General features: G+C 60.8%; 9 protein-coding genes and 4 pseudogenes. 2 read left to right on the top strand and 11 right to left on the bottom strand.

The features are described from left to right. Positions 1–9: 9 nt before the first annotated feature. The 11 genes and pseudogenes from B2J86_RS17785 to B2J86_RS17735 form a co-directional block, all read right to left on the bottom strand. Positions 10–1,170 (bottom strand): IS30 family transposase, encoded by a 1,161-nt coding sequence (locus tag B2J86_RS17785; protein WP_173024929.1) that lies wholly within the window; start codon positions 1,168–1,170, stop codon positions 10–12. A 120-nt stretch (positions 1,171–1,290) separates the two neighbouring features. Further along, positions 1,291–1,599 (bottom strand): annotated as a pseudogene (locus tag B2J86_RS17780) (transposase); the annotation flags it as partial. Between the two features lies 1 nt (position 1,600). Next, a pseudogene (locus tag B2J86_RS17775) lies at positions 1,601–2,281 on the bottom strand (IS256 family transposase); the annotation flags it as partial. Continuing rightward, positions 2,272–3,126, bottom strand: a pseudogene (locus tag B2J86_RS17770) (transposase); the annotation flags it as partial. The pseudogenes B2J86_RS17775 and B2J86_RS17770, both read right to left, overlap by 10 nt. A 114-nt stretch (positions 3,127–3,240) precedes the next feature. Then, the gene (locus tag B2J86_RS17765; protein WP_173026279.1) at positions 3,241–4,065 is read right to left on the bottom strand and encodes an IclR family transcriptional regulator C-terminal domain-containing protein; all 825 of its coding nucleotides are present in this window, start codon (positions 4,063–4,065) and stop codon (positions 3,241–3,243) included. Positions 4,066–4,241: 176 nt separating this feature from the next. Then, on the bottom strand, positions 4,242–4,412 hold the full coding sequence (locus B2J86_RS17760; protein WP_173026278.1) for a hypothetical protein: 171 nt from the start codon (positions 4,410–4,412) through the stop codon (positions 4,242–4,244). Positions 4,413–4,510: 98 nt separating this feature from the next. Continuing rightward, complete coding sequence (gene dapA / locus B2J86_RS17755; RefSeq protein ID WP_173026277.1) at positions 4,511–5,416, bottom strand: 4-hydroxy-tetrahydrodipicolinate synthase; 906 nt, start codon at positions 5,414–5,416, stop codon at positions 4,511–4,513. Between the two features lie 37 nt (positions 5,417–5,453). Continuing rightward, positions 5,454–7,217 carry an ABC transporter permease subunit gene (locus B2J86_RS17750; RefSeq protein ID WP_173026276.1) on the bottom strand — a complete coding sequence of 588 codons (1,764 nt, stop codon included), beginning with the start codon at positions 7,215–7,217 and terminating at the stop codon, positions 5,454–5,456. A gap of 3 nt (positions 7,218–7,220) precedes the next feature. Continuing rightward, positions 7,221–8,312, bottom strand: coding sequence for an ABC transporter ATP-binding protein (locus B2J86_RS17745; RefSeq protein WP_173026275.1), 1,092 nt, complete (start codon positions 8,310–8,312; stop codon positions 7,221–7,223). Between the two features lie 30 nt (positions 8,313–8,342). Next, entirely contained in the window at positions 8,343–9,425 is a 1,083-nt protein-coding gene (locus tag B2J86_RS17740; RefSeq protein ID WP_173026274.1) for an ABC transporter substrate-binding protein, read from the bottom strand. Then, positions 9,422–10,858: an FAD-binding oxidoreductase gene (locus B2J86_RS17735; protein WP_173026273.1), complete on the bottom strand. Its 1,437-nt coding sequence runs from the start codon at positions 10,856–10,858 to the stop codon at positions 9,422–9,424. Before B2J86_RS17735 ends, B2J86_RS17740 begins: the two co-directional genes overlap by 4 nt. Before the next feature lie 189 nt (positions 10,859–11,047). Between B2J86_RS17735 and B2J86_RS17730 the strand changes: the two are divergent. Both B2J86_RS17730 and B2J86_RS17725 read left to right on the top strand, forming a co-directional pair. After that, positions 11,048–11,311, top strand: a pseudogene (locus B2J86_RS17730) (IS3 family transposase); the annotation flags it as partial. A gap of 216 nt (positions 11,312–11,527) precedes the next feature. Next, positions 11,528–12,688, top strand: a complete 1,161-nt coding sequence (locus B2J86_RS17725) for an IS30 family transposase (RefSeq protein WP_173024929.1) — start codon at positions 11,528–11,530, stop codon at positions 12,686–12,688. Positions 12,689–12,697: the final 9 nt, after the last annotated feature.

Genomic DNA, 12,697 nt, shown 5'->3' with positions numbered 1-12,697 from the left:
GCGGCGGATTCAACCGGTCGACGCAACAAGTTCGCTGAACATCTCAGCGGGCGTCTGGAAGCCAAGCGTCTTGCGCGGCCTCTCGTTCAATTGTCTCGCGATCGCGTTGAGCTGAAGCTGCGAGTCCCCCGAGATGTCAATGCCCTTCGGCATGTACTGCCTGAGCAGCCCATTCGTGTTCTCGTTGCTTCCACGCTGCCAAGGGCTTTGCGGATCACAGAAGTAGACCTGGATATCAGTGGCCATCGTGAATCGCTTGTGGCCATGCATTTCCGTACCTCGATCCCAAGTCAGTGATTTGTAGAGCTCCTGTGGCAACTTGCGAGCATTCTTGATGAGCGCGTCGACGACCGTCTGCGAGTCCTTGCCCTCCAGCTTCACCAACATCACATATCGCGATTGGCGCTCGACCAGCGTCGCGATCTGGCTGTTGGCGCTGCCGAAGACCAAGTCTCCTTCCCAGTGCCCAGGCACTGCACGATCCTCGATAGAGGCTGGGCGCTCGCTAATCGAGACGGCATCAACGATCTGCCCATGGATTGCCGTCTTCTGCGTGTAGTGGCGAGAGCGCCGCATGCCACGCGTACGTCTCAGGTGCGCCAGCAGCTCTTTCTTTAAGGCGCCGCGCGCTTGAATGAACAGGCTGCGGTAAATGGTCTCGTGTGACACGTGCTGGCTCTCGTCGCATGGATAAGTATGCTTGAGCCAGCCGGCGATCTGCTCGGGTGACCACAGCAGTCGCAGCTTGCCGGCCACGATGCGCGCAAGGGCCCGATCCTGAGTCAGTTTGGAATGCTTCGGGCGATGTGCGCGATCCCATGCAGCGCTGTCGGCATAGCTGGCCCGATAACCGATGCGCCCGCCGTTGCGTTCGATCTCACGACTGACCGTGGATGGCGCTCGGCCAATCTGGGCGGCGATAGAGCGGATCGACTGGCCAAGCGCCAATCCGAGTGAAATCTCTTCCCGCTCAGCCAGCGTAAGTGCGAGCCGTGAACGGCGGCGATCTGGTGGGCGAATCCCACCGGTCTGCGCAATGACCCTGTGGATCGACGAGTGAGATCGGTCGAAGATCTTACCGATCTCATGCAACGTCCAGCCCTCCTTCCAGCGCGCCCACATCAGCGCCTTCTGGCTGTCCGAGTAGTAGATCCGCGGTCGCTGTTTCATGTCCAACACTCCTTCGGCCTGAGCGGCTCTTAGTGTGTTGCGTCGACCGGTTGAACCCGCCGCTGGCTGCCGTCCTTCAGTTTTGGAGAACGGGGGTGCGGATAAAAACTTGGACTGGTTTTATGCCGCAAGCCCAAGGCTCTCCCGGTATTCGATGGGACTGAGAGAGCCAAGGGATATCTTGATCCGCTTCTCGTTGTACCAGCGGATGTAGGAATCAACTACTGCGATGAATTGTTCAACGGTGGTGCTCTTCCAGTCCCGAGGATAGAACAGCTCGTTCTTCAACCGACCGAAGAAGCCCTCGCAAGCGGCGTTGTCAGGAGAGCATGCCTTGCGAGACATCGAGCGAGTGAGGTTCGCATTACTCATTCTGGATAGCCAGCCTGGCCAGCGGTAGTGGCCACCACGATCGGAGTGAACCACAGGCCGGGCAGTGGTTTCTGCCATCGGTCACGGCGATCAGGATGTCATGGACTCCGCGCGTCTTCAGATCGTTGAACACCTTCATCCAGAACTTGGCACCTTCGGTGTTCTCGATCCAGATTCCCAGGATGTCACGGCTGCCATCGGGCAGTACGCCCAGAGCCAGGTACACGGCCTTGGAGCGAACGACAGCGTCCTCGCGGATCTTGACCCGCAGCGCGTCGAAGAACACGACGGGGTACATGGGCTCAAGCGGGCGCGTCTGCCAGGCAGTGACCTCGCTCATCACCGCGTCGGTGACGCTGCTGATGAGATCGGGCGAGACATCGACCGAGTACATCTCGGTCAGGAAGCCCTGGATCTCGCGCACCGTCATGCCGCGTGCGTACATGGCGATGATCTTGTCGTCAAAGCCGGTGAAGCGGCGCTCATGCTTGCCAATGAGCTGCGGCTCGAACGAGCCCTCGCGGTCGCGGGGAACGTCGATGCGCAAGGCGCCGACGTCGGTCAGCACGGTCTTGGCGCTCTTGCCGTTGCGGTGATTGGGGGCAGCCCCTTCGGGCTTGGCCTGGCCGGGCGCGTAGCCCAGGTGGTGACTCATCTCGGCGCCCAGGGCGCGCTCAAGAACCGACTTCTTGAACTGCTGGAAGATGCCTTCGAGTTCGGCTGGCGTTAGCCGTAGCAGCGATGGTTCGACTCAAAGATGTCGGTGATGGATTGCCGCACCGAGAGGTACTTGTCGCCCACCGCCATACGAGCCCGATGGTAGAAGTACGAGCTACGTGCAAGACTCAACTGGGCAAGGAGCTCTGGCAGGCCATAGTGCTCCGTGAGGGCGTCAATCAGCAGTGTCTTCTCCCGGTTGGACAGGAGTTGCAGATCGACGCCCAGGCCTTTTTTTAACAGTTCATTGGCCTTGTTCAAGAGGTCCTGTTCGAGCCGCAGTTGCCGGACCTCGAGCCGCAGCGAGGCAAGTTGGCTCTCGAGCTCCTCCCGCTCTCGCTCTGGCTGGGATTGGTTCGTGTGTTTCATGGATGCGGGTGCCTCATGTCCCAGAAGTTGGTTCTTCCAGTTGTACAAGGTCGGTCGACACACGCCTAATTTATCGGCCACAGCCTGCGCACTTTCCTGCCGAGTGCAAAGCTCCAGGACTGCCGCTTGCTTCAAAGTCTCGGAATACCTTCGTTGGCCCAGACTGCCAACGACAGCTCTTCTTGTCTCAGGTAGGGCCTCTCGAATCCATACGGTCAACGTCCCTCGACATGGAGAGCCCAATGCCCTCATAGTGGCAGCGATGCATCGGTCGTGAGTGAGATAGTGTTCGACAGCCGCCTCCTTCTGAGCCTGCGAGAACTTGGGTTCCCGGCCTGCATAGCCCATTGGCAAATCGAGACGTTGCTCGTACTCACGGAACCAGCCCTTCAAGGAATTCTTGGTTGGGTAACCCAGCTGACGGATGGTTGGCCTGACGCGTTTGCCCAGCTTGATGAAGAGCTCAACGGCTCGGACTCTGTCTTCGTAGGAATACATGAACTACCTCCTGGTAGTCCAAGTTTTTGTCCGCATCCCCAGAGGTCAATTGTCGGACGGCGACAACAACGCTGTCGGAAGAAGCGCTACAACGTAGGATCCAATCACGGGTCCTTACTTCACTCCGAAGTTCACCGGCTTCAACTGCGAGATTGACGCCGCCGCCACCTGCACGTGCGAGGCAAGCTTGGCCTCTGCAGTTGCCAGGGTCCAGCGCGTGGTGGGCACCGAGATGTTGATAGCTGCGACGGCCATGCCGCGATGGTCGGTGATGGGCGCTGCAACCGAGATGTCTCCCAACACAGTTTGATTGGCGACGATCGCATAGCCCTTTTCAGACGCCACACGGATGCGCTCCAGCAGCTTGCCGGGATCAGTTTCGGTGAAGGGCGTGATTGGCACCAGCGGCGTTTGCTTCAACACCTCGACGCGTTCGGCTTCGCTGAAGCGCGACAGGATAGCGCAGCCAGAAGCTGTGAACATGGCCGGCAGGCGGCTGCCTACCGCCAAATCTTTCACCAGGTGCCGCCCTGGGAAGCGGGCCAGGAAGACAATCTCGTGGCCATCCAGTTCTTGCAGGTTGGTGGTTTCGCGCAGCGTGTGGCTAATATCCAGCAGAAAGGGTGAGGCCTTGTCGATCAGTTCATTGGCGCGCAAGTAGTTGTACGACAGCTGCAGCACTTTGGAGGTCAAGCCGTAAAGCAGAGATTCGGGCAAGCGCCGCAGGTACCCCAGCTTTTCCATCGTGTAGACCAGCCGTTGCGTTGCGCTGCGGTCGAGCTCAGCAGCGCGTGCTATCTCCGCCATGGACATACGCCGACTCGGGCCATTGAAGGCCTCCAGCACTTTGAAGGCTTTCTCGGTCGATCCAACGAAAAGCGACGACCGAGTAGGGCGCTCGATGGCGGCTTTCTCGGTCACGGTCTTAGCTGGTTTCATAGGCGCTGCATTCTATCGTGCCGGTCGAACGAAAGGCCTTCAGCGTCCAGCGTTGATGCCGGCGGGTGCCGCGAGCAGAGGCTGATCTAAAACTTGTCCGCGCAGCGGCTTTAGACTTTAGACTTCAGTGACACTCTACAGATTCGCCAAGGATGGGTTGCGTTGACATCCAAGGCTCAGCACCATGGCCTCGGCGCGCACGGCACGCCCCTTGTCGACGGCGCTGCCTTGGCGCGCCTGCTCACGAAGACGTCAAAACTGGCGTCCGCCGTATCCTGCACGGAAGGCAGCACCTCCAGCAGACCGGAGGCATTTTCCACCTGTTGCCCGCCGTGGGCGAACAACATGATGCCCTCCACGCATGGCGCTGCTTCGCCAACGCGTCGGCCGTGGACAGCAGGACTCTGGAGAGGATATTGCTCTGCCAGTGGTGGCATTCCTCGGCTCAGGTCGCGAAGGCTGCCTCGGTCTGCAGGCAGCGTGTTACTTCGCCGCGCAGTCGGGTCTGCAGCTCGGCCGCCGGTGCCACCAGCGGGTCCAGCACCAGCGGCGCATCTACACCAATCAGGTCCATCACCGACTTAATCGGCCCGGGGTTCGTCTCAGCGAAGGTCATGTTCAGTAACGGGATCAGTTGACGGTGCATCTCGATCGCTTTGGCAACCTGGCCGCAGGAGGCCTCGTCGTAGATGGCGCGCCAGGTACGCGGGATCAGGCTCGCAGTAACGACAATCCCGCCTCTGGCGCCAGCGGCAACGTGCAGCGGGAACAGCGTATCCTCGCCGCTGAAGACTGCAAAGGAATCGGACACGCCGTCCATGACCTTCAGGAAGTGGTACATGTCTGTGTTACAGGCCTTCATGCCGATAATGCGCTCGTGTCGCGAGAGCTCGTGCAGCACCTCGGGCGCGATCGCGACGCGGGTGCGGTAGGGAATTTCGTAGATCATGATCGGCACCGGCGAGGCGTCGGCATAGCGCATAAAGTAGTCGCGGATGCCGGCCTGGGTGGGCGTGGTGTAGTAGGGCGTCAGCACCATTAACGCGTCGGCGCCGATGCTGGCCAGGGCTTGGCCCGACTGCATCGCATCATGGAACCCGGGATCGAGCACGCCGGGAATAACGGGCACCTTGCCGGCCGCCGCTTCGACGCACAGGGCTGCCATTTTCACACGCTCTTCGCGCGCCAGGGCGCCGTATTCGCCGGTGCCTCCCAGCGGCACAATCCCATCCACGCCCTGCTTGAGCAGGTAGGCCATCAGTGCCTTAGTGGCCGGCACATTAATAGAGTCGTCCGCGTTCACCGGCGTAGGAATCGCGGGGAAAATGCCTCGCAGGCGTGATGCGTTCATGAGATTTCCTTTGTGGAAGTAAATAACAGGTCGACGCTTAGCGCGCGATGCTGAGCCGGCGCAGCCCGTCCGCGATCCAGATCAGGGCCGCGATGAAGACGAACAGGCAGGTGGAAACCGCCGCGATAACGGGCGAGATCTGGAGCGTCACTTCATCCCAGAACTGTTTGGGCAGCGTAGAGCTCATGCCGCCGGAAGCGAACAGCGCGATCGTAAGTTCGTCGAAAGAGGTCGCGAAAGCGAACAGGAAGGACGACATGAGTCCCGCCATGAGGATCGGGAACGTGACGTAGCGCAGCGTCTGCCAAGGCCGTGCCCCCAGGCTCTGGGCGGCGGCGTCCAGTCGCGTGTCGTAGTTACGCAGCACAGCCATCATCGTCATCACTACATATGGCACTGCGATGACGGTGTGGCCCAGCATGAGGCCGAAGGATGTGCCGACCAGTCCCACCTTAGAGAAGAAATAGAACATCCCGACGGCGATGATCATGCGCGGGATGATGATCGGTGACAGCACAAAAGCCAGCATCAGCGACTTGCCGCGCAGATTGGAACGAACGAGCAGAAATGCAGCGGGCGTTCCGATCAGCATCGCGCACACGGCGGCTCCGAAGCCGACAATGAGCGAGCGCAGGGCGGCCTGCGTCCACAACGGCGACGCGGCCAGCGCCTCATAGTGGCGCAGCGTGAAGCCCGCAGGCGGCCAGTTCAGGCCGGACTTATCGGCGAAGGACAGGGGGATCATCAGCAGCGCGGGTACGCTGAGGAAGAACAGTATCAGCAGCACGAGCGCCCGCAGCGGCAGCCCCAGGCCCGGCTGCGGCGCGCGCCGCCCACGCGGCCACAGCGCCAGCAGTTGGTCGGTGACGGTGCCCAGCGCGTCCAGGATGGCGTCCCCTGCGCGGTGCAGGATACCGTTGCTCGCGCTCGCCTTCCGGTTGCCGTGTGACGAAGCCCCCGTCATAGTCGACAAGCCAAGCATCTTGTCGTAGAGGCCAAACACCGCCAGCACCACGATCAGCAGCAGCACCGAGATTGCGCCGGCGAAGCCCCAGTTCAGCAGCTGCTGCACCTGCTCGATGATCAGTTGCGTGATCATGATCTCCTTGCGCCCGCCGAGCAGCGCAGGCACGATGAAGAAGCCGACTGCGGTGACGAAGACCATGATCGCGCCGGCCGCGACGCCGGGCATAGACAGCGGAAAGTAGACCCGCCAGAACGCCGTTCCAGGCCGTGCGCCCAGCGTCAGCGCCGCGCGCGGCAGGCTGCGGTCGATGTTCTCCATTACCGACAGCATCGTCAGTACCGCCAATGGCATCAGCGCATGCACCATGCCGACGAGCACCGCCCCCATGCTGTACATCAGGTTCGAGGGCGTCTCCTGCACGCCGGTGACCGTCAGCAGCTGGTTGACAACGCCATTGCGTCCCAACATCACGATCCAAGCAAAGGCGCGCACCAGGAAACTGGTCCAGAACGACAACAGCACCCAGAAGATCCATGCGGACTTCTTCTCCTTGGACAACGACGAGATCAAGTAGGCGACGGGGTAGCCGCCGATCACTGCGAGAACCGTGGTCCAGAGTGAGATCTTCAGCGTTATCAGCATCACGTGGACGTAGACGGATGAGGCGAACAGCTGCTGGTACTTGTTCAGCGTGAAATCACCGTCGCTGTAGATGCTCAACAGCAGCAGCTGGCCCACCGGGTAGACCAGTAGCACCACGAATAGCAGGACCAGGGGAGCGCCTAAAAGAATAGGCCGTACCCAGAGACGAGGGGGGGAGGCAACGCTGCTCATCGCTTATGCGGGGACAGCGACCGCATCGGCGGTCTGCCATTGCAGCGTGACTTCCTGACCAAGGGCATAGCGGTTGGAAGGCCATGCCGTGGGAAAGGAGACGACGATGGGATCGGGGCCGGCTGCTGGCGAAGCGACATAGAGCTTGGTCAGGCTGCCGGTGATCATACTGTCCAGCACCTTGCCGCCAACGCCATTGCCCAAGCCGTTGGTGGCGCCATCGAGCGAGAGGTTCTGCGGTCGCACCATCACACGCACCTTGTTGCCCACCTCGAAACGGGTACCGTTGCTCTTGGCGCTGGTTCGCGTCCCTGCCTGGCCCAGGTCGATCTCGACGCTGTCGCCCTCGGTTGCGGTGACTGTGCCCGCGAACAGGTTGGATTCGCCAAGGAAATCGGCGACGAAAAGCGTGCGGGGACGGAAGTACAAATCCGAGGGCGTGCCGAGTTGTTCGATCTTGCCGCCATTCATCAGGCAGATGCGGTCTGACATCGTCATCGCCTCTTCCTGGTCGTGGGTTACGTAGATGATGGTGGTTCCCAGCTCGCGGTGGATGCGCTTGATCTCCAACTGCATCTGGTCGCGCAGCTTCTTGTCCAGCGCCCCCAGCGGCTCGTCCATCAGGATGATGGAAGGTCGATAGACCAGGCAGCGCGCCAGCGCAATGCGCTGCTGCTGACCGCCCGAAAGCTCCTTCGGAAAGCGCGTGGCGACATGCGGCAGGTGTACAAGCTCCAGTGCCTCGTGCGCGCGCTTGCGCGCGGTAGCACTGTCCACCTTGCGCATCTTCAGCGGGAAGGCGATGTTGTCCTCAATCGTCATGTGGGGAAACAACGCGTAGTTCTGAAACACCATGCCGATGTCGCGGTCGTAGGGCGCACCATAAGTCACGTCGACGCCGTTAATCAGCAGTTGGCCGCCGTCCGGAACGGACAGACCGGCAATCAGGCCGAGCAGCGTCGTCTTGCCCGAACCCGAGGGCCCGAGAAGGGTGAGGAATTCGCCCGTGGCGACCTCCAGGTCGGTGGGCGCCAAGGCGACGAAGTCACCGTAGCGCTTGGAAAGGCCTGAGATCTTGAGCTTGTAAGGCGGCATGGAGGTTCCTCTTCTTGGGTGAGGGGCCGCTTATTTCAGGACCCAGCCGTTGAAGCGCTCAGTCACGGCGGCTTGGTTGTCAAGCCAGTACTTGGCGTCGATCTGTACGCCGCTTCTGATGTTGTCCGGGTGGGTGGGCGAGTGCTTAATGACCTCAGCCTTCATGTACTTGAAAGCTTCGGGCTGCGTCACTCCAGCGGGGTAGTGGTCGCCTTGCTGGGCCATGCGCTTGACGTCGGAAGCGAACTTGATGAACTCGCGGCAGGCATCGGCATTCGGTGTGCCGGCCAAGATGGACCAGCTGTCCACACCCCAGAGGTTCTGGTTCCAAACGATGGCGACAGGGGCGCCCTCAAGGATCGCCTTCTGGGGGCGCGAAACCCAGGTGGCGATCATGTCGACTTCGCCGGAAGCGAGCAGCTGCGTGGCCTGCGCTCCGGAGTTCCACCACACGTCCACGTTGGGTTTGATCTTGTCTAGATTCTGCAGAGCACGGTCCACGTTCAGCGGGTAAAGCGACGAAGTCGGCACGCCCGAGGCCATCAGCGATTCCTCGATCGTGTCGAACGGGTGTTTGCGCAGGGAGCGGCGGCCAGGAAAGTCTTTCACGTTGAAGAGGTCGGCCCAGGAACTGGGCGCCTTGCGGCCCTTGAAAGCGTCGGTGCGGTAGGCCAATACGGTGCTGTAAACGTTGGTGCCCACGCCGTAGGGCGACATGAAGTGCTTGGGAATGGTCCGGACGTTGGGGTCGTTCTCCAGCCCGTGTTTCTCCAGGTATACCTTGGAGCCTTCGGTCAGTAGCAAAATAGCGGGCTGGGTGATCTTCGCCATGTCCCAGGTGTAATTCTTCGTGTCCACCATGGACTTGATCTGCGCGATCGGCTCGGCATTGGCCTGCACGCTGATGACCTCGATTCCGGTCTTCTGCGTGAAGGGCTTGTAAAAGCACTCGCTGTAGGCCTGGGTGTAGATGCCGCCGTCGTCGCGCACCACGATGCGCTTGGACTGCGCGCGCGCGAACTGCAGCACGGCCGGCGCGGCCAGGGTCGTCACGCCGGTGGCGGCGATTTTGAGCGCGTTGCGGCGCGAGGGGTTCTTGACTGTGTCGGTCATGACGGCTCCTGGGTTGAAACCGGCAGCAGCCGGCTGGGGTTGAAAAGGTTGGCCGGATCGAACAGCTGCTTGATGCCACGCATCATCGACAGCTCGATCGCCGACTTGAATTGCGCCATTTCGGCAGTGAGGGTCTGGCCTATACCGTGTTCGGCGCTGAAGGTGCCGCCCAATGCGTGGGCGACTTCATTGACCGCATGTTTGATGCGGGCGCCGAGAACTTCACGATCGGCCAACACGCCCCACTGCGCGTGGGTGAAGAACGGGATGAAGTGGACGTTGCCGTCGCCCAGGTGGGCGACCAGGTTGATTGACAGGCCGGGGGCGATCGCGTGGACAGCCGTGGTCGCGCGTTCGATGAATTCTGGGACAGCGGAAACTGGCACCGCGCTGTCGCTGGTGAGGCTCACGCCCGCCTTCTTGTTGCCTTCGGAAACGCTGTGCCGCACTTCCCACATGGCCGCGCGCTGCGAGCCGCTGGAGGCGAGCACCGCGTTGTCGATGAGCCCGCGCTCGCTGCCCTGTTCGAGCACCATTTGCATCACTTCGGTCAATGCTTGTTCGTTGCCGGTGCCGGACAGTTCGACGAGTACATGCCATTGGTAGCTGGGTGGAAGGGGAGCGCGCCTGCCCGGCACATAGTCCAGCACGATCTGCAACTGACTGGCATTGATCATCTCGAAGGCCGAAAGCCAGGCGCTGCAGGCCGACTGGTACAGCCCCAGCACCTCGAGCGCCGCGGCTGGATTGGCGACCGCAATCCAAGCCACGGCGTGCGTAGTGGGCAAAGGGTGCAACTTGAGGGTAGCGGCGGTGATGATGCCCATCGTCCCTTCGGAGCCGATGAACAGGTGCTTCAGGTCCAGACCGGTGTTGTTCTTGCGCAGTCGGTACAGACCATTCCAAACATTGCCGTCGGGCAGAACGACCTCAAGCCCGAGCACATTGTCGCGTGTGTTCCCGTAGCGCAACACGCCGGTGCCGCCCGCGTTGGTGGCAATGTTGCCGCCGATCTGGCAGGAGCCCTCGGCGCCGAGGCTCACCGCGTACAGGCGCCCGGCTTTGGCCGCGGCCTGCTGCACGGATGCGAGTACGCAGCCGGCTTCGACCTCGATGGAATTGTTGACGGCATCAACAGATCGGATGCGGCGCATACGCGAGAGATTGACGATTACCGGCGGTGGACCCGCCGCTGCCGGCACCGCGCCACCGCACAGGCTGGTGTTGCCGCCCTGAGGCAGAACTGGAACGCCGAAGTGCAGGCAGGCCCGCACTATCGCGGCCACTTGATCGGTGTTGGAAGGCACTACCACGCAGGCCGCAGCACCACGGTAGCGGCCGCGCCAGTCTTCAACAAACCCGGCGAGATCGCTCCCTTTGCCGAGCACTGCGTCGGATCCCAAAAAACTCTTCAGTTCTGCGATAAGCGCCATAGTTTTTTGTCCCCACCGCTCTTGCGAAGAGCTGTTTACCAAGCTTTGTAATCGAAGAATAATTGGATCAATCGAAATACAATTACGTAGTAACCCGAATTCTTGAAAAAGTTATCGGATGCCTGTGGGTCTGCGGACTAGGTGTGACTGGGGATGCAGGCAAAAACTTGGACTACCAGGAGATAGTTCATGTATTCGTACGAAGACAGGATTCGAGCGGTCGAGCTCTACATCAAGCTCGGCAAACGCGGCAGGGCAACCATCCGTCAGCTGGGTTACCCAACCAAGAATGCGCTCAAGGGCTGGTACCGGGAATACGAGCAACGCTTCGATTTACCAGTGGGCTATGCACGCTCAAAGCCAAAGTATTCGCAGGCGCAGAAGAAGGCGGCTGTTGAGCACTATGTCAGTCACGACCGCTGTATTTCTGCAACCATGAGGGCACTGGGTTACCACCGACTGGAACCGCCGCAGACCTGCCGCTGGCCAGCACCGTGATGGACTGCAACGGGTCGAGACCGTCAGCTCGAAGCTTCGAGCAGCAGTCATTCGACTGCCAATTGACGGTGTGAACCGCTGCCCGCGAGGCTGGATGACTGCTGCGCCACGGCGGGTTCAACCGGTCGACGCAACACACTAAGAGCCGCTCAGGCCGAAGGAGTGTTGGACATGAAACAGCGACCGCGGATCTACTACTCGGACAGCCAGAAGGCGCTGATGTGGGCGCGCTGGAAGGAGGGCTGGACGTTGCATGAGATCGGTAAGATCTTCGACCGATCTCACTCGTCGATCCACAGGGTCATTGCGCAGACCGGTGGGATTCGCCCACCAGATCGCCGCCGTTCACGGCTCGCACTTACGCTGGCTGAGCGGGAAGAGATTTCACTCGGATTGGCGCTTGGCCAGTCGATCCGCTCTATCGCCGCCCAGATTGGCCGAGCGCCATCCACGGTCAGTCGTGAGATCGAACGCAACGGCGGGCGCATCGGTTATCGGGCCAGCTATGCCGACAGCGCTGCATGGGATCGCGCACATCGCCCGAAGCATTCCAAACTGACTCAGGATCGGGCCCTTGCGCGCATCGTGGCCGGCAAGCTGCGACTGCTGTGGTCACCCGAGCAGATCGCCGGCTGGCTCAAGCATACTTATCCATGCGACGAGAGCCAGCACGTGTCACACGAGACCATTTACCGCAGCCTGTTCATTCAAGCGCGCGGCGCCTTAAAGAAAGAGCTGCTGGCGCACCTGAGACGTACGCGTGGCATGCGGCGCTCTCGCCACTACACGCAGAAGACGGCAATCCATGGGCAGATCGTTGATGCCGTCTCGATTAGCGAGCGCCCAGCCTCTATCGAGGATCGTGCAGTGCCTGGGCACTGGGAAGGAGACTTGGTCTTCGGCAGCGCCAACAGCCAGATCGCGACGCTGGTCGAGCGCCAATCGCGATATGTGATGTTGGTGAAGCTGGAGGGCAAGGACTCGCAGACGGTCGTCGACGCGCTCATCAAGAATGCTCGCAAGTTGCCACAGGAGCTCTACAAATCACTGACTTGGGATCGAGGTACGGAAATGCATGGCCACAAGCGATTCACGATGGCCACTGATATCCAGGTCTACTTCTGTGATCCGCAAAGCCCTTGGCAGCGTGGAAGCAACGAGAACACGAATGGGCTGCTCAGGCAGTACATGCCGAAGGGCATTGACATCTCGGGGGACTCGCAGCTTCAGCTCAACGCGATCGCGAGACAATTGAACGAGAGGCCGCGCAAGACGCTTGGCTTCCAGACGCCCGCTGAGATGTTCAGCGAACTTGTTGCGTCGACCGGTTGAATCCGCCGC

This window comes from Acidovorax sp. SRB_14, assembly GCF_012932145.1.
GTDB lineage: Bacteria > Pseudomonadota > Gammaproteobacteria > Burkholderiales > Burkholderiaceae_C > Simplicispira.
The sequence above is the reverse complement of the archived record's forward strand: the minus strand, read 5'-3'. Positions and strand labels throughout refer to the sequence as shown.

What these genes read in the sequence shown, in the direction of transcription:
- B2J86_RS17765 (WP_173026279.1), bottom strand. Translation starts at nt 4,065, where the DNA reads ATGAAACCAGCTAAGACCGTGACCGAGAAAGCCGCCATCGAGCGCCCT.
- B2J86_RS17740 (WP_173026274.1), bottom strand. Translation starts at nt 9,425, where the DNA reads ATGACCGACACAGTCAAGAACCCCTCGCGCCGCAACGCGCTCAAAATC.
- dapA (WP_173026277.1), bottom strand. Translation starts at nt 5,416, where the DNA reads ATGAACGCATCACGCCTGCGAGGCATTTTCCCCGCGATTCCTACGCCG.
- B2J86_RS17785 (WP_173024929.1), bottom strand. Translation starts at nt 1,170, where the DNA reads ATGAAACAGCGACCGCGGATCTACTACTCGGACAGCCAGAAGGCGCTG.
- B2J86_RS17745 (WP_173026275.1), bottom strand. Translation starts at nt 8,312, where the DNA reads ATGCCGCCTTACAAGCTCAAGATCTCAGGCCTTTCCAAGCGCTACGGT.
- B2J86_RS17725 (WP_173024929.1), top strand. Translation starts at nt 11,528, where the DNA reads ATGAAACAGCGACCGCGGATCTACTACTCGGACAGCCAGAAGGCGCTG.
- B2J86_RS17750 (WP_173026276.1), bottom strand. Translation starts at nt 7,217, where the DNA reads ATGAGCAGCGTTGCCTCCCCCCCTCGTCTCTGGGTACGGCCTATTCTT.
- B2J86_RS17735 (WP_173026273.1), bottom strand. Translation starts at nt 10,858, where the DNA reads ATGGCGCTTATCGCAGAACTGAAGAGTTTTTTGGGATCCGACGCAGTG.
- B2J86_RS17760 (WP_173026278.1), bottom strand. Translation starts at nt 4,412, where the DNA reads ATGTTGTTCGCCCACGGCGGGCAACAGGTGGAAAATGCCTCCGGTCTG.